14 protein-coding genes are annotated in these 15,674 nt (G+C 72.6%); 7 read left to right on the forward strand and 7 right to left on the reverse strand.

The features are described from left to right. Positions 1 to 13 precede the first annotated feature (13 nt). The 5 genes from ACWD3O_RS18450 to ACWD3O_RS18470 form a co-directional block, all read right to left on the reverse strand. Entirely contained in the window at positions 14 to 1,204 is a 1,191-nt protein-coding gene (locus ACWD3O_RS18450) for a cytochrome P450 (RefSeq protein ID WP_451416571.1), read from the reverse strand. A gap of 259 nt (positions 1,205 to 1,463) precedes the next feature. Continuing rightward, on the reverse strand, positions 1,464 to 2,027 hold the full coding sequence (locus ACWD3O_RS18455; protein ID WP_451412525.1) for a hypothetical protein: 564 nt from the start codon (positions 2,025 to 2,027) through the stop codon (positions 1,464 to 1,466). 48 nt (positions 2,028 to 2,075) lie between these two features. Then, on the reverse strand, positions 2,076 to 3,104 hold the full coding sequence (locus ACWD3O_RS18460; RefSeq protein WP_451416572.1) for a zinc-binding dehydrogenase: 1,029 nt from the start codon (positions 3,102 to 3,104) through the stop codon (positions 2,076 to 2,078). 4 nt (positions 3,105 to 3,108) lie between these two features. Further along, positions 3,109 to 4,002 carry an ACP S-malonyltransferase gene (locus tag ACWD3O_RS18465; RefSeq protein WP_451416573.1) on the reverse strand — a complete coding sequence of 298 codons (894 nt, stop codon included), beginning with the start codon at positions 4,000 to 4,002 and terminating at the stop codon, positions 3,109 to 3,111. Next, positions 3,999 to 4,751: an enoyl-CoA hydratase-related protein gene (locus ACWD3O_RS18470; RefSeq protein WP_451416574.1), complete on the reverse strand. Its 753-nt coding sequence runs from the start codon at positions 4,749 to 4,751 to the stop codon at positions 3,999 to 4,001. Before ACWD3O_RS18470 ends, ACWD3O_RS18465 begins: the two co-directional genes overlap by 4 nt. 294 nt (positions 4,752 to 5,045) lie before the next feature. On the opposite strand from ACWD3O_RS18470, the gene ACWD3O_RS18475 reads away from it, so the two are divergent. After that, complete coding sequence (locus ACWD3O_RS18475; RefSeq protein ID WP_451412521.1) at positions 5,046 to 6,263, forward strand: cytochrome P450 family protein; 1,218 nt, start codon at positions 5,046 to 5,048, stop codon at positions 6,261 to 6,263. A gap of 118 nt (positions 6,264 to 6,381) precedes the next feature. On the opposite strand, the gene ACWD3O_RS18480 is transcribed toward ACWD3O_RS18475, so the two are convergent. After that, positions 6,382 to 8,328 (reverse strand): BTAD domain-containing putative transcriptional regulator, encoded by a 1,947-nt coding sequence (locus tag ACWD3O_RS18480; RefSeq protein WP_451416575.1) that lies wholly within the window; start codon positions 8,326 to 8,328, stop codon positions 6,382 to 6,384. Between the two features lie 574 nt (positions 8,329 to 8,902). Then, positions 8,903 to 9,946 carry a ketoacyl-ACP synthase III family protein gene (locus tag ACWD3O_RS18485; RefSeq protein ID WP_451412519.1) on the reverse strand — a complete coding sequence of 348 codons (1,044 nt, stop codon included), beginning with the start codon at positions 9,944 to 9,946 and terminating at the stop codon, positions 8,903 to 8,905. A 186-nt stretch (positions 9,947 to 10,132) separates the two neighbouring features. On the opposite strand from ACWD3O_RS18485, the gene ACWD3O_RS18490 reads away from it, so the two are divergent. Genes ACWD3O_RS18490 through ACWD3O_RS18515 form a run of 6 tightly spaced genes read left to right on the forward strand, consistent with a single transcriptional unit; the run spans position 10,133 to position 15,651 of the window. Beyond that, complete coding sequence (locus ACWD3O_RS18490) at positions 10,133 to 11,953, forward strand: beta-ketoacyl synthase N-terminal-like domain-containing protein (RefSeq protein ID WP_451416576.1); 1,821 nt, start codon at positions 10,133 to 10,135, stop codon at positions 11,951 to 11,953. A 4-nt stretch (positions 11,954 to 11,957) separates the two neighbouring features. Further along, positions 11,958 to 12,221, forward strand: coding sequence for an acyl carrier protein (locus ACWD3O_RS18495; RefSeq protein WP_451412517.1), 264 nt, complete (start codon positions 11,958 to 11,960; stop codon positions 12,219 to 12,221). Next, positions 12,218 to 12,460, forward strand: a complete 243-nt coding sequence (locus ACWD3O_RS18500; RefSeq protein ID WP_451412516.1) for a phosphopantetheine-binding protein — start codon at positions 12,218 to 12,220, stop codon at positions 12,458 to 12,460. Before ACWD3O_RS18495 ends, ACWD3O_RS18500 begins: the two co-directional genes overlap by 4 nt. Next, a complete protein-coding gene (locus tag ACWD3O_RS18505) occupies positions 12,457 to 13,689 on the forward strand; it encodes a beta-ketoacyl synthase N-terminal-like domain-containing protein (RefSeq protein WP_451416577.1) in 1,233 nt (410 codons plus the stop codon). The genes ACWD3O_RS18500 and ACWD3O_RS18505 overlap by 4 nt, the downstream gene beginning before the upstream one ends. A gap of 8 nt (positions 13,690 to 13,697) precedes the next feature. After that, positions 13,698 to 14,936, forward strand: a complete 1,239-nt coding sequence (locus ACWD3O_RS18510; protein WP_451416578.1) for a hydroxymethylglutaryl-CoA synthase family protein — start codon at positions 13,698 to 13,700, stop codon at positions 14,934 to 14,936. Positions 14,937 to 14,946: 10 nt separating this feature from the next. Continuing rightward, positions 14,947 to 15,651, forward strand: a complete 705-nt coding sequence (locus ACWD3O_RS18515; protein WP_451412513.1) for an SDR family oxidoreductase — start codon at positions 14,947 to 14,949, stop codon at positions 15,649 to 15,651. Positions 15,652 to 15,674 lie beyond the last annotated feature (23 nt).

The raw sequence follows: 15,674 nt of genomic DNA on the forward strand, positions 1-15,674 counted from the left end.
CCTGACGGCGTCGTCACGCGCCGGCGTCGTCGCCGCCCGGACGTACGTGCACGGCGCGTGGTCCCCGGAACACGCTGTCCGTCGGACAGCGGTCCCGCTGCGGAGCGAGGCTCATCCGGGGGAAGCGACGGGCCATCTCCGTCACGAGCGTCCCTGCCATGGCCCGGACGAGCGGCGCTCCCGGACAGTGGTGCGGGCCGGCCCCGAACGCGAGATGGGGGTGAGGACGGTGCTGTGGCGCCACCTCGTCGGCACGGTCGAAGACAGCGGGGTCGCGGTTGGCGGCGGCCAGGGACACCAGGACCGTGTCACCTCGGGCGACCGGAGTGCCGGCGATGTGGCCGTCCCGGGCGGCGAACCTCCATACGCCGCGAACGATCGGGCCGTCGTGCCGCAGGTACTCCTCCACGGTGGCCGCGAGTGGCGCTCCTGGATGCCGGAGCCGGGGCAGGGCCCCTGTCCCGGTCAGTCCCCGGATCAGTGTGGCCAGAAAGTCCACGGTGCTCTGTCGCCCCGCGACGAACATCTGCAGCACCAACTGACCACGGGGCACCCCGCTCTCCGGGCTGCCGGGACCGCCTTCCGTCAGGAGGCGTGCCAGGAGGCCGGTGTGCCGCTCGGACGACTCGGCCGACTCGGCCAGACATGCGTCGACATGGGCCGCGAGCGCGTCGCGGGCACGAGCGACCCGTTCTCGCGCCCTGTCGTCGTCCACGGGGGCGACGAGCGCGGCGGCTCGGCGGCCCAATGCCTCGTCCCACTGCACGCCGAGGAAGTCGCCCACGGCGGTGTTGACCAACGGCTCGATCACTTCCGCCACGAGGTCGGCGGTCCCCGTCGGGGACAGTGCCTGCAGGAGCGGCGGACAGCGGCGGCGGACCTGGGCGGCGAAGTCGCGCACGGCGGACGGAGCGAACGCCGGTCGGACCAGGCGACGTGCCTCGGTGTGCAGCGGCGGGTCCCAGTCGAGCAGTCCCATCCGCATGGGTGACACGTGCTTCGCGTCGGCGGCGGCGATCCACGAGTGGTCGCTGCGGAAGGTTTCGGTGTCCAGCAGCACGTGCCGAGCGGCTCGGTACGACGTGACGAGCCACACGTTCCAGCGGTCGTGCAGACGCGCTCGCACCACCGGGGCGCTGTGGCGCAGCTCGGCCAGCAGCGGGAAGGGGTCGTCCAGTCGGGACAGATCCTGTGGCAACTGCACGGTCTCGGGCACACCGTGCGCCGCCGCTGCGGTTCTCGGGAGGTCGCTGTCCGGATCCACGCCATACCTCCGGCATCGGAGAGGGGGCCGGACGCGGGCGCGCCGGTGCCCCGATTGCCAGGACAACACCTGGCTACCGCTTCGGCTACCGCTGTTTCCGGCCGATGTGCCCTCACACCGGCCGGAGATCCCATGAGGTCCTCACTGCGCCCCGGTCATCCGTGCGGGCGTCGTCCCGGAGGGCGAGGAGCGCGAGTGCTCACACGGGGAGGACGGTGATGTTGGCGGGACCGGCCACCAGATCGATGCCGGTGGTGAGGCATTTCAAGAGGTCGGTGTTGAGGAGCACGATCTCGTAGATCAGCTGATCGCCGGCGAAGTCACCGGAGGTGATGGTGGCGACGACGACGACGACGTTCTGGCCCACGGGCCGCTCGGTCAGCGAGATGCCTCCGCTGAAGCGGGAGACACCGGTGGGGTCGCCGGCCGAGTCCCTCCACCGGATGGTGCCGGAGACGCCGGTCACCGGCAGGCTGACGGAGCAGGACAGCAACGCCTCTCCTTCGGCTTCGTAGTCGGCGAAGGCGTGGTCGGGCGAGGTGGAGACGCACGGGCCGAAGGTGCCTTCGGCGGCGAAGGAGGTCTGCCGGGGCAGTAGCACCAGGCCGGGGTCGAACTCCTGGGTGGCGTAGCCCGGGCAGTCCACCAGTGCGGACTGCCCGGATGCGGGCGCGGGTGCGGCGGACGCGGGCGTCGGCAGGGCGACGACGCATGCCAGGGGCAGCACGAGTGCGGTGAGAAGAGAGCGGACATGTCGTAGCACGGTGGTTCTCCTTGGTGGTCCGGTGAGCAGGGAAGGGTGGACAGGGCATCAGCGGGAGCTGTCGTCGCCCCCGTGGTCGTCGCCCCCGTGGTCGTCGCCCCCGTCGGGCCAGTGGAAGACGACCTTGCCCGTCAGTTCGCCCCGCTCCATCGCTCGGAAGCCCTCGATGGCCCGGGCGAAGGGCAGTTGGAGTGACACGGTGGGCTTGAGGCGCTTCCGCCGCATGAAGGTGATGAGGTGGTCCAGTTCTCCCGGCGAGCCGGAGGTGGATCCCAGCACGCGCAGCTCCTGCCAGAAGATGCGGTTGAGCAGCGCCGGAGGATCGGCCCCGGTCGTGGCGCCGGTGACGACGACGGTGCCGCCCGGTCGCAGGGCCCTGAGGGAGTGGCTCCAGGTGGCCCTGCCCACGCTTTCCATCACGGCGTCCACCGGTGCGGGCAGCGGCGCCCCTGTGGGGAAGGCCGTTTCGGCGCCGAGGGCGCGGGCGGCCTCCCGTTTGGCCGGTGAGCGGCTGGTGGCCCAGACGCGGAACCCCGCGGCGGAGGCGAGCTGTATCAGCGCCTCGGACATGCCCCCGCCGGCGCCCTGGACGAGCACGGTGTCGCCTGGGCGGAGACCGGATTTGGTGAAGAGCATCCGGTACGCGGTCAGCCAGGTCGCGGGCAGGCAGGCGGCCTCGGCGGCGGAGAAGTACTCCTGCGGGTAGGGGTGCAGGCAGCGGCGGGGCACCGCGACGAACTCGGCGAAGGTACCGGGGTACCCCTCGCTGAGCACGGTGTGGCGGGGATCGCGGATCGGATCGTGGGCCCAGGCGGCGTCGGAGACCAAGCCGTGGACGATGACCCGGCGGCCGTCCTCGTCGGTGCCCACGCCGTCGCAGCCGAGGATCATGGGGAAGCGGTGGGCCGGCAGTCCGTCGCCGCGCAGGGTCCACAGGTCGTGGTGGTTGAGCGCCGCGGCTTCGACACGGATCACCGTCCAGTCCGGGGCCGGTGGTCGTGGTGGTGGCTGGGGGCCGTGCCGGAGGGCGGACAGCGGGTCGCCGGAGGAAGGGTGGGCGGCGTAGACGGCCTGCATCGGCTCACTCCGATCGGAGGATGGCGTCTGTGGGAGGGGAGGACGACAGCCCGCGCCGGGTGTGCCTGACCATCGCGGTGAGAGGGCCGGCCCCGCCGATCTCGTGGAACTCGGCGTCGGGATACCGCGTCATGACGTGGCGCAGGGAGGCGGCCCATTGCACGGTGTGGGTGAGGTGTTCGGCGAGATGGTCGCGCACCGTGCCGATCCGGTGGGGTCGCGCGGTGCGGTTGGCGACGACCGGGAAGGCCGGTGGCGCGAAGTCGGTGCTCTTCAGCACCTCGGCGTAGCGCTTCGCCGCGCCGGACAGGTAGCGGGAGTGGAAGGGGGCGCTCACTTCCAGGGGTACGACGCGCAGGGCGCCGGCGGCGCGCAGGGCAGGGACGGCGGCTTCGAGGGCGTCGTGCGGTCCGGCGAGGACGACCTGCTCCTCGGTGTTCACCGCTGCCACGTCGAGGCGGCGCAGGGACGGCCGGGTGAGGCGGGCACGGACCTGGTCGACCGTGAGGCCGATGACGGCGGACATGCCGCCACCGCGGACCGTGTCCATCAGGGCGGCCCGCCGGGCGACCAGCGCGAGGCCTTCCTGGAAGCCGAAGGCGCCGGCCACACACAGCGCGTTGTACTCGCCGAGGCTGTGCCCCAGGGCCAGGTCGGGTCGGCGGCCGTGGTCCTCCTCCCACCGACGGCAGGCGAGGGCGTTGACGACGAAGACCGCCGGCTGGGTGTGGAGCGTGCGGTGCAGGGGGCGCTCCGTGTCGCCCGAGCAGAGCCGGCGCACCGAGTGACCGAGCACCTCGTCGGCCTGACGGACCATCCGGGGGTATCGGTCGAAGAGGTCGGCGCCCATGCCCAGTCGCTGTACGCCCTGGCCGGGGAGGACGAGCACGTCGGTCATCGGGACACCGCCTCCGCGTCCCGTCCGCTCAGGGAGGAGAGGGCTGCCGCGCGTGTCTCGTCGTGCGCGGCCACCTCCGCCTCCATCGCCCGCGCGAGGTGGGCCAGGCGCTCCCGGGCGAAGCGTTCCTTGAGCAGTTCCAGGCTGCGGCGGGGGGCCCGCGCGATACGCAGGGCGGTTCGGCGTGCGTGGACCGGCACCTGTGGGTGGGAGGTGACGTCGACTCCCGCACCGCGGGCGGCGAGTTCGGCTCCGCGGTAGGGGCGTCCGGTGAGCAGCATCTCCTGACCGAGTGCGGCGCCGAGCACGTGAGGGAGGAGGTAGGTTGCTCCCATGCACGGCGTGAAACCGAGGGACATGAAGTTCGCCGCGTAGGAGGACGTCAGGCTCAGCACGACGGCGTCTGCGCTCAACGCGAACAGCAGGCCCCCGCCCAGGGCGTGCCCTTGGGCAGCGGTGACCACGGGCAGGGGACAGCGCACGAGGACGTCGGCGAACCGTCCGAGTCCGCCGGGCACGCGGTGCCGCGCGTCCCTGAGGGGTTCGGAAGCGAGTCCCGAGCAGAACATCCCGGGCAGCCCCTCGACGAGCACGACCCGCACCTCGGGCTCGGACACCACGGCCCGCAGGGCGGCCTCGAAGGTCCGCCACAGCGGGTCGTCGATCCGGTTGCCGCCGCGGACGTCGGTGAGGCGGACGACACCCAGCGGTGGCTCCACCGCGCGCGTCACGGTCGTCCGTCCGGTCATGACGTCCGGCCCTCGGCGCACCGTGCGGCGGCGGGGTCGGCGATGCGCGCGGCCCGTCCGGGCCGGGACACCGGTCGCTCGCTCTTCGAGGTGTGCATGACATCGTCCTCACATCCGCGTCGGTCGTCGCCGCTCTCCGTGCGTCGGTCACCGTAGGAAGGGCGGGGGACGGGGCGGAGGCGTCGCGGTCACGCCCGTGCGGCTGGTGCGTTCCCTCCGCGTCCCCGGCGCGCGGCCCGCGCCTCGCAGGCTGCTGTGCCGCACGCCGTCCACAGGAGCCGACCGGAGGCAGCGGTGAGCCACAGTCGTCCGAGCCGTCCCAGGAACCTCAATCAACTCGTCGACCCCTATCCGCGGTACGCCGCGCTGCGCGAGGCGGGACGAGTGGTGCGCATCACCACGTCGTTCGCCGGCGAGGCGACACTGGTGACCCGTTACGAGGACGCCGCGGCGCTGGCCGGCGACACGCGGCTGAGCACCGACAGCGCACACGCGTCCCCCGAGGTCCGCCGCCGGCTGGAGGCGGGCAAGTTCCGGGTGCTCGACGCCTGGCCGGACAACATGCTGGTGCTGGATCCGCCCCGGCACACACGGCTGCGGCGGCTGGTCGCACGGCATTTCACCGCCCGCCGGGTGGAGGCACTGCGCCCGTTCGTGCGTGAGTCGGTGGGCGAGCTGGTCGACGCCCTGCCGACGCGGGGCCATGCGGACCTGGTGCGCGGCCTGGCCCTGCCGGTGCCCCACCGCGTGGTGTCCCGGCTGCTCGGAGTGCCGGCGGAGGACTCGCCGCTGCTGCAGCAGTGGCTGGAACAGATCACCCTGCTGCCGGTCGACGACGCGGCCGTCGCCACGGTGTCCCGCGGGCGCGAGGAGATGCTGGGCTATCTGGAGTCCCTGATCGACGCGAAGCGCCGGAACCCGGGCGACGACCTCATCAGCGCCCTGCTGTCCGGTGACGCGGGCACCGACCGCCTGACGGTTCCTGAGATCGTCTCCATGGCAGGACTCCTGTTCAGCGCGGGCACCGAGACCACCGTCCACATGATCGGCAACGGCCTTCAGTTCCTTCTGCGGTACCCTGCCCGTCTGTCGGCTCTGGCGGCCGATCCCTCACTGGTCGGGCCCGCCGTGGAGGAACTGCTGCGGCTGGAGAGTCCTATCACCCTGGGGCTGCTGCGGTACGCGGCCTGCGACCTGGCCGTGGGGGAAACGGTGATCCCGAAGGGCGACCTGGTGATCGTCGGGGTGGCCACCGCCAACCACGACCACCGGCACTTCTCCCCCGCCGACGAGATGGATCTGTCACGCCAGGACCGCAGTCATCTCACCTTCGGCAAAGGACCGCACTACTGCCTCGGAGCGCCGCTGGCCAGGCTGGAGCTGGGGGAGGTCTTCGGCACCTTGGTGCGCCGTTACCCGCGGATGCGGCTGGCCGTACCGGCGGAGGATCTCGTGTGGGGCGCTGCGACGCTGCGGGGGCTCGAGGCGCTGCCCGTCCGGCTGAGCCCCTGAGCCGCCCGGCGGGCACCGTTCCTTCCCCGTGACGCGCCTTGGCCACGGCGACCCGCGCTGTGCGCCTCCTGGGCGCCGTGGCGGTGACGCGTGGTGGAGCGCGGTGACGCGCGTCGGCTCACCTCTCGTCGGCCCGCAGCAGCGCCAGCAGCGACGTGACCAGTTGGGAGCGCAGCCGAAGAGCCGGTTCGGCAGCTGACCGCCGATCAGCCGCGATGTGCCGTCGGTCACACCACAGCATCACGTCACTGCAGGCCTCGAAGGCCGCTGTCCGCACCGCCAGTCCCTCCGAGACGACGGTGAGACGGGGCACGAGGGAGCCGGCGAGGACGGAATGCAACCGGAGGACCACCGGCTTGTCCGCCAGGTCGGTCCCGGCGTCCGCGGAACCGCAGCCCTGGATCACCGTGAGGACGGCGAGACCGAAACCGTCGCAGAGCTGGACCAGCCGCAGCGCGTCGGCGGTCAGGTCGGGGCCGTCGAAGCTCCACCGCAGCACGCCTACCGGATGGCCACCGAGACGAGCCAGCCCCAGTTCCTGGTGGCCCGCCGAGACGACCGGTGTCCAACTGCCCGGGTCCAGCATGGTGGCCAGGGCGGCCGTCGACGGCTCGACCACAGGGCCCGTGGCGGTCGCCGGACCGTCCTGCGCGGCTCTCGTGGGGCGCCAGGTGCCCGTCCGCTCCGGGAAGTAGGCCAGCACCGCGCGCAACAGGCTCCGGGCCGAGAGGGTGTCGACGGCGCGCAGGAGGAGGTCGTCGGCGAGGTGGACGGTGGGGGCCGGGCCGGCTCGTGCGTCGAGCAGGACGGTGATACCCGGCGCCGCGGCCCGGAAGCGGGGGGTGAACGCCGTCTGCTGCCGGGCTCCGGCAGCCGGTTCCGGTCCATCGGCTGTCGCCAGCGTGATCAGCGGCATGTGACCGGACTCGGCGATGTCGGCCAGGCGTCGCTGGGCCCGGGTGTCGTCGGCCGTGCTGCCGGGTGTCACCGGTGCGGTGAGGGCGTGGACGGCGACGGGACGTCGCCCGATGGTTCCCAGCCCCGCGACGGGGTGCCGGCCGTGGAGCGCGTCATCGACGGCTTCGCCCAGGAGCGTGCCGCCCACGGACGTCGGCCGCAGTCCCACCAGGGAGTCCCGGTCCAGGAGTCGCAGCAGGCTCTGCCAGGCGTCCTTCGCGTCCGGGAACGCGGCGGGCTCCCGGTCGACGAGGGTTTCTCCCCCCGGCATCGGTGCCGGGGTGCGGACGGACCGGTCCGGAGCCGGACGTCGGCGGTGCGGGCCGCTGGGAGGCGGCGTGAGGTGCGGGCGCCGCGCGGGATCGGCGGAGAGGAGTGCCTTCACGCGTCTCTGCAGCAAGGGCCCCGGCGCCACGTCGAGTTCGTCGCGCAGTATGCGCGTGGTGCGGCTGTAGAGATCGACCGCCTCGGCCGTCCGGCCCATGGTGGCCAGTGCCTCCATCTGCAGAGCGGGGAAGCGCTCGTCGTAGGGGTACAGCGCGGAGGCGGCCTGAAGGTCAGGGAGGGCTCCGCCCGGGTCACCCGCCGCGATCCGCAGCGTCCCGAGCAGCGACAGGGCCGAGGTGTGGGCCTCCTCCAGTCGGCCGGCCAGGTCGAGGCCGAGGACGCGGTTGTCGCCGGGTAACACCAGCGGTCCCCGCCAGAGCCGCACCGCGTTCTCCAGTCTCCGCATCGCGTCCGGGGCACTGCGCGGCGCCTCGTCCTCCGCCACCCGCACCTCCCGCAGGAAGACGCCGAAGTCCGTCTCCTCCTCGGCGACGTCGAGCCGGTAACCGGGCTGCTGGGTGACCAACCGGCGTCGGCCCGCCCCCAGCGGCTCGACCGTGTCGAGGTACTGACGCAGCCGACCGATCTGTGCCTTGAGGGCGGCACGGGGCTCACGCGGGACGCGCAGGCCCCAGAGGAGATCGGTGAGCGTTTCCTCGGTCAGCACCTGGCGCCGGGCCAGCACGAGGGCGGCCAGCAGAGCGCTTCGGTGTCGACCGGGCACCGGCAGCGGGCCTGCCCCGGTGTCCGTCGCCACGGAGCCGAGCAGCAGGAATCTCACGTCGGGTCCCCTTGCGTCGGTGCCGTACCGCGGCGGGGGGTCACCGCCCGCATGGACGACGCCTGGTGATCGTCGCTCCGCGCGGCCCGCCATCCCGGAACCGAGGCGCGAGGAGTCCGGGCATCGTGCTTTCCGGATCGGAGAGGGGCGAGCGGCTCACGGGTGCATCCGAGCCCTCGCGGAGAGGGGAAACAGGGGCAGTGCACGAAAGCTGCGGACGGTGTCCGGTGCACCACTGCTCATGCGTCATCACGACCGCCATCACATGAGGAGGGGAGGTGGTCCCGCAGGGCCGGGGCGGGCGGCAGAAAGGTTTCAGCTCCGATCCGGTCCCGCACGGCCGTGCCGAGTCGTCGAGAATGCAAAGAAGTCTCGTCACTTACATTTAGACCGACGAGCCGGGAATGCACAAGTAGCCTTACAGGCCTTTCTCACCGCTCCGAGCCGTCACGGCCACGGTGCAGCACCGAGGGAATTGGCACGCCTTTTTATTCTTGTTCCGCCGTAGCGACTTCATCCCGGCGCACAGAAACGGACGGCGGAGTACAAAGACCCACCCGATTCCTTGTTCCGCTCAGCAGGTCGCCTGAAGAACGGCGGCGGACCAGGAGAAGCCGTTTCCGGCACCCAGGAGCAGATACCTCGCCCCTTTCCGTCCGGTGCCCGCGACGCAGCGGTCCAGGGCTGCGAACTGATCCGCCGCTCCGAGGTGGCCGACGGTACGCCCCCAGGCCCACGTACTGCGTTCGGGAGCGATACGCAAGGAGCGGAAATAGAATGCTCGCATACGGCTGACCCCCAGGTTCGGCAGAACGAACAGCGAAATGGCGTCCATGGTCGTGTCCGCATCCGCCAACGCCCGGCGCACCGCTCGCCGCTGCCCGTCCACGATGCGGGAGACCACAAAATCCGCGCCCATCCGTCGGGTGAAGGCGGCTCTGGCGGCAGCCACCTCCACACGGCGGTCGACACCGGCGACGGACTCCGCCAACGCATCATCACGGTGCATTCCCTCCAGTTCGGGGTCCGACTCCGTGACGACGCTCAGCAACCGCAGGGGCCCCGTGCGCCGGGAAAGCACCAGGGCGGCACCGCCGTCTCCGTAGGCGGTTCCGGGGTCGCTGTGCCAGCGGTCGAAACCGGGTGCCGGGAAGCGGTCGGCGGCGGTGATCAGTACGGAGTCCTTGCCCGGTTCCACCAGCAGGCGGGCGACTCCCAGCTCCAGGGCGGCCATTCCGGCGTTGCACACCTGCCGCACCTCGACGGCGGGGCACACTCCTCCGATGGTGCCGGCCTGTACGTAAGCGGCAGCCGACCACAGTTCGGGTCCCTGTCGATGGCTCGCGGCGTGGAGCACGGCGGCGAACGTCTCCGCCGCGTGGCCGGCGCGAGCCACCGCGCGCCGTCCCGCACGGGCCGCCATCTCCGGGGCGGACACCGCGTCGGACACGCAGACGGACGCGAGGCCGAGACGGCCGGCCTCGTCCTGCCCCAGTTCACCGGCCCGCACCGCGGCGCTCACACCTCTCGCGGGTGGCAGCCAACTGCCCGTGGCCGCCACGTGGACGTCCTCCACCCGCACCTGGCCCTGCCCTTCCGTAGGCGCTTCGGCCACCACCCGGTCCCGTGTCCGCCGCCGATCTCCCGGGAAGCGGGCGGTGACCGTGCGAGGCCCAGACTGACCGGCATCCGGTACGCGGCAGCCACGTGTGCCGGGACGAGCCGTCACGCCTCCGTGCCCCGCGCGCACCCCGGCCCGCCTACCTTCGCCGTGTTCGACCAGGTTCCGCCGCGAGGAGGCCGGGTGACAGTGAAGAGCAGCCCGACGGGTTCCCTACCGGAGCCCGTGGCGATCATCGGCATGTCCTGCCGGGTCCCGGGAGCAGAGGGTCCGCGGGAATTGTGGGACCTGCTGCTGGCCGGGCGCAGCGTCATCGGCCCCGCCCCTCCGGAACGCTTCGTCGACCTGGACACGGGCGGGGCGGCCGCCCCCAGGGCCGGCCTGCTGGAGGACCTCGCGGGGTTCGACGCGGCCTTCTTCGGGCTCTCCCGCCGGATGGCCGCCTGGGCGGACCCTCAGCAACGGATGCTGCTCGAACTCGCCTGGCAGGCGCTGGAGGACGCGGCCCTCGACGTCGAAGGGCTGCGGGGCAGGCCGGTGTCCGTCGTGACCGGCGCCTGTATGACCGAGTACCGGGAGCGCATGATCTCCGCGGGTGCTCACGACCCGGCGGCCTTCACCGGCACTCTCAACGCCTTCCTCGCCAACCTGATCTCGTACCACTTCGACTTCACCGGCCCCAGTTACGCCGTCGACTCGGCCTGCTCGTCCGGTCTCACGGCCGTACACCTGGCCGTGCAGGGCCTGCGGAGCGGGGACTGCGACATCGCTCTCGCGGCCGCGGCCAACGTCCTCTGCCACGGCTTCTACAGCAGCAACGCCTACCGTGCGGGCGTGCTGTCGCCCACCGGCGCCTCCGTGCCGTTCGCCGCGGCGCGTGACGGATACATCCGTGGTGAGGGGGGCGCCTGCGTGGTGCTGAAACGGCTTCGGGACGCCGAGCGCGACGGCGACCCGGTGCACGCGGTGATCCGGGACGTGGCCGTGTCCCACGACGGCCGCTCGGGCGGCCTGACCTCCACCCATGCCGCGACGCAGACAGAACTCCTGCGCCGAGTCGCGCGGCGTTCGGGCACACCCTTGGGTTCGCTCGGCCACTTCGAGGCCCATGGGCCGGGTACGGGCGGCGACAGCGTCGAGATCCAGGCACTGAGGCGCGCGATGGCCGGCCTCCGACGGGCTTCCGGCCCCGGAGGCAGCCTGTGGCTCGGCTCCGTGAAGTCCAACATCGGCCACCTCGAGGCCGCCGCCGGGCTGGTCTCCCTGGTGAAGAGCGCCCTGGTGGTGCGCTCGGGCGTCATCCCGCCCGTCGCGGGGCTGCGCGGTCCGCACCCCGACGTCGCCGCCGCGGCGCCGCTGGTCAGGCCGGCCCTGACAGCGGTGCCGTGGGAGACGCAGGACCGGCGGCACTCCCGACGTGCGGCGGTCAACTCCTTCGGGGTGGGCGGAGCGCTGGCCCACGCCCTGATCGAGTCCTGCGCCTCCGAACCGACGGCTCCGGCTCCGGCTCCGCGGACACTGCAGACGCCGCTGCCGCTCGCGGTGCCCGTGTCGGCCGCGAGCGAGTGGTCCTTGCGCGAGCTTGCGGAGGCGCTGTTCGCGCTGCTCCAGGGGCCGGACGCGCCCGACTTCCCGTCCGTCGTGCACACCCTGCGTCGTGCCCGGGTGCCACTGGCCAGGCGACGTGTCCTGATCGCGTCCGACGCCGCGCAGCTCGCCGCGGGCCTCCGCGCGCTGGCCGAGGGAGGCACCAGCGCGTACCTGGTGCCTCCGGACGGCTCCGCGGCGGGCCTCTCCCCGTGCGACGGTGCGCGGGAGGTGCCGCGGTGGCTCGCCGGAGAGCGGCCGCGGTGGCCCGACGTGCCGTCCGTTCCCGCCCCGCGCCGGGTGCACCTGGTGCCGTATCCCTTCCAGCGCGTCCGCTGCTGGTTCGAGCCCGCAGGGCCCGGTGCGCCGCGGGGCGAGCGCGGGCTCCCGACCTACGTCACGTCCGAGAAAGGCTGACCTGATGGCTGTTCCCACCATCGAGACGATCCGTGAGACCGTCCGGTCGCAGCTGGCGACCACGCTGTTCTGCGAGCCCGCGGAGATCGCCGACGACACTCCCTTCGAGGATCTGGGCCTGGACTCCGTCCTGGGCGTGGAGCTGATCGGGGGGGTCAACGCGGCCTACGGGCTGGAGGAGAAGGTGGCGGCGGTGTACGAGAACCCCACGGTGGAGCAGTTCTCGGCGCACGTGCGCCAGCAGCTCGCGCAGCGGCAGGCACCGTGAACCGCGACCACGTCCGGGGCGTCGTGCGCCACCACGTACGCTCGGTCCTCCCGGACCTGCCGGCCGAAGCCATCCACGACGACAGCGACCTGGCGGAACTGGGCGCCGACTCGCTGGAACGGGCGGACATCGTGCTGGGCGTCCTCACCGAGCTGCACAGCCAGGCGCAGGTGGACGAACTCCGCGGCGCGCGCAGTATCGACGCCCTGGTGGACGCACTCTGCGAGGACGCCCCGTGAGGGAGCGGCGGGACGGTCCCGTGGTGATCTCCGCCGCGGCCGTCCTGCATCCGGCCTGCGGCACGCTGAGCGACCTGGACCACCTGCTGCGACGGGGCCGGCCCACGGGCGCCGCACGCTCGCTCGACGGCCCACCGGTCACCGCGTGGGCGGACAAGGGTGCCCCGCTTCCGCCGCGCTGGAGGGAACGGCTGCGCTCCGTGGTGGGCCGCGCGACGCTCCCGACCCGGTCGGGGGGATGGACGGCGGCGCAGGCGGTCGTGGCCGCCCGACTGGAGCCGGACGTGCTCTCCCGGACCGCGGTCGTGATCGCCGGCGCACAGCCGGCTCTCGACTACCAGTACGGCGCCGTACGGGATTTCCTCCGCGGAGGACACGCACCGGCGAGACACGTGGGCAACTGCTTCGAGACGGACTGCCTGGGTGCCGTGAGCGACCTGCTGGGCGCACGGGGTGAGGGGCGCGTCACGGGCGCGGCCTCGGCGAGCGGTGCGGTGGGCCTGATCGAGGCGAGCAGGCTGGTAGCGGACGGCCATGCGGAGACGGCGGTCGTCGTCGCCCCCGTGCAGGAACTGTCTCCGCTGGAACGGGCGGCGTTCGTCAACAGCGGGGCCATGGCGGCGGACGAGGACATCTCCGTGTGCCGTCCCTTCGACACCCGGCGTCAGGGATTCGTCCACCAGCAGGCGGCCGCCGCCGTGGTGGTGGAACGGGCCGGCCGCGCGCTACGTCGCGGCGTCCGTCCGCTGGCCGCCGTCGCCGGTCACGCGATCCGGTTGGACGGGCGGCGCGGATCGGCACCCGACACCGAGGGGCAGGTGACGGCGATGCTGGCCGCCCTCGCGGCCGCGGGCCTGCGTCCGGAGCAGGTGGGCTACGTCAACGCCCACGCCACCGCGTCGCGGGTGGGCGACCCGGTGGAATGCGTCTCGCTGCACACCGTGTTCGCGGAAGTGCCGGTGGCGTCGCGACCGCTCGTCAACTCCACCAAAGGCATTCTGGGACACGGTCTCGGACCTGCCGGCCTCGTCGAGGCCGTCGTCACCGCGGTGCAACTGGCCGGCGGGTACGCACACCCCAATCCCGGCCTGCGGGAGTCCGTCGACGACCGCATCCGTCTGGTCGGCCCCGGCACGACCCCCCACCGGTCACGCCGGGCGCTGAGCAACAGCTACGCCTTCGGAGGCGTGAACGCGTCCCTCGTCCTGGCGGCGTGGCCCCCACCGTGAGGAGAACCATGCGCACCATCGGAATCCAGGCGCTGCGCGCCTATTGCGGGGTCGCTTCGGTCGATGCCTCGGACGTGTTCCGTGCCTGTGGGCTGGCGCCGGCCCGGTCGGCAGGCCTCGGCATGCGTCGCAAGACCGTCGCCCTGCCCTGCGAGGACGTGGTCACCTACGCGGTCAACGCGGCCCGCCCCCTGACGGAGGCGCTGACGCCTGACGAGCGGGCGGGCATCGAGTTGCTCGTCGTCGCCACGGAGTCCGGCATCGATCTGTCGAAATCGGCGGCCACGTGGGTGCATCGTCTCCTGCGACTCCCCGACACCTGCCGCCTCTTCGAGGTCAAGCAGGCGTGCTACGCGGGGCTGGCCGCCCTGCAACTGGCCGTCGCGCAGCTCGCCGTCACCGACCGGCCCGACGCCCGTGCCCTGGTGATCGCCTCCGATGTTCCGCGCCTGGTGCGCGGCACCGCGGCGGAGCCGAGCCAAGGTGCCGGTGCGGTGGCGGCCCTGCTGGGTCCGGGGCCGGGCCTGCTGACGCCGCGACCGGAGGAGAGCGGGTACCACAGCTTCGACGTCATGGACGTCTGCCGCCCCGGCGCCGTCGACCATGTCATCGACACCGACCTCTCCCTGCTGGCGTACATCACCTGCCTGACCGGCAGCTACCGGGACTTCACCCGTCGCGTGCCGCACGGCGGCTTCCTGGACGGGTTCGACGCGTTGGCCTTCCACACGCCGTTTCCGGGTGCGGTGCGAGGGGCCCACCGGTCGCTGTGCCGCAGCCTGGGCGTCAGCAGCTCGGAGGAAGTGGCGGAGGACTTCGCCAGGAGGGTCGAACCGTCGCTGCGCCACCCCTCGCTCGTCGGCAACGCCTACGCGGCCACGACCCTGCTGGCCCTGGTCAGTCTCCTGGACCACCTTCCGGCGTCGTCCCGCACCCGTTCGATCGGGGTCTTCTCCTACGGATCGGGGTGCTCCTCGGAGTTCTGCCGCATGGAGCTCGCGCCGGGCCCGGTGCGGCGGCCTGGGTTGACGGGCGAACTGGAGTCCAGGACCGAGGTGGACATCACCGAGTACCAGGCACTGGCCGACGCCTGTGAGCCGAACTACGCGGGCGTACGGGACTTCACGCCGGGGTTCCGCGCGCTCCGCGCGTTCCTGGCCCCCGACGGCACACCGCTGCCTCTGACCGTGCTGGCCGGGATCACCGGCCACCATCGCGAGTACCGCCCCCTGGCCGACGTGCTGTGAGGAGAAGGACATGAACCGTTCCGTCGTCGTCACCGGGGGAAACCGGGGAATCGGTCTGGCGGTGGCCCGCGCCTTCGCGGCGGCGGGCGACCGTGTGGCGGTGCTCCACCGCGGCGACCGGCCGGTGGCAGGCCTCCTCTGCCTGCCGTGCGACGTGACCCGCACCCAGGCGGTGGAGGAAGCGCTGGACGAGGTCCGGCGTCGCAACGGGGCGGCGCAGATCCTCGTCTCCAACGCCGGCGTGACGGACGACGCTCCCGTCGCGGGGATGACGGACGAGAGCTTCACCCGTGTCGTCGACACCAATCTGACCGGGGCCTTCCGCCTGGCCAGGGCGGTGTCCCGTCCCATGCTGCGTGCGCGATGGGGGCGCATGGTCTTTCTCTCGTCGGTCTTCGCGACGACCGGTGCCGCCGGCGGTGCCAACTATGCGGCGTCCAAGGCGGGGCTGCTCGGTCTGACCCGTTCCCTGGCACGGGAGTTCGGCAAGTTCGGTGTCACCGCGAACATGGTCTCCCCCGGCATCGTCGACACCGGGATGTTCGCGGCCCTTCCGCAGCGCCGCCGGGAAGCGCTGACCCGGCAGACCTTCGTGGGGCGGCCCGGCACCGCCGACGAGGTGGCGGCCGCCCTGCTGTGGCTGTGCGGGCCGCACAGCGACTACGTGACGGGCGCCGACATCCACATCGACGGCGGACTGGGCCTCGGAGGGTGAGGTCGGCGGCATCGGCGACCGCG

It is taken from the genome of Streptomyces sp. NPDC002640, from assembly GCF_053592575.1.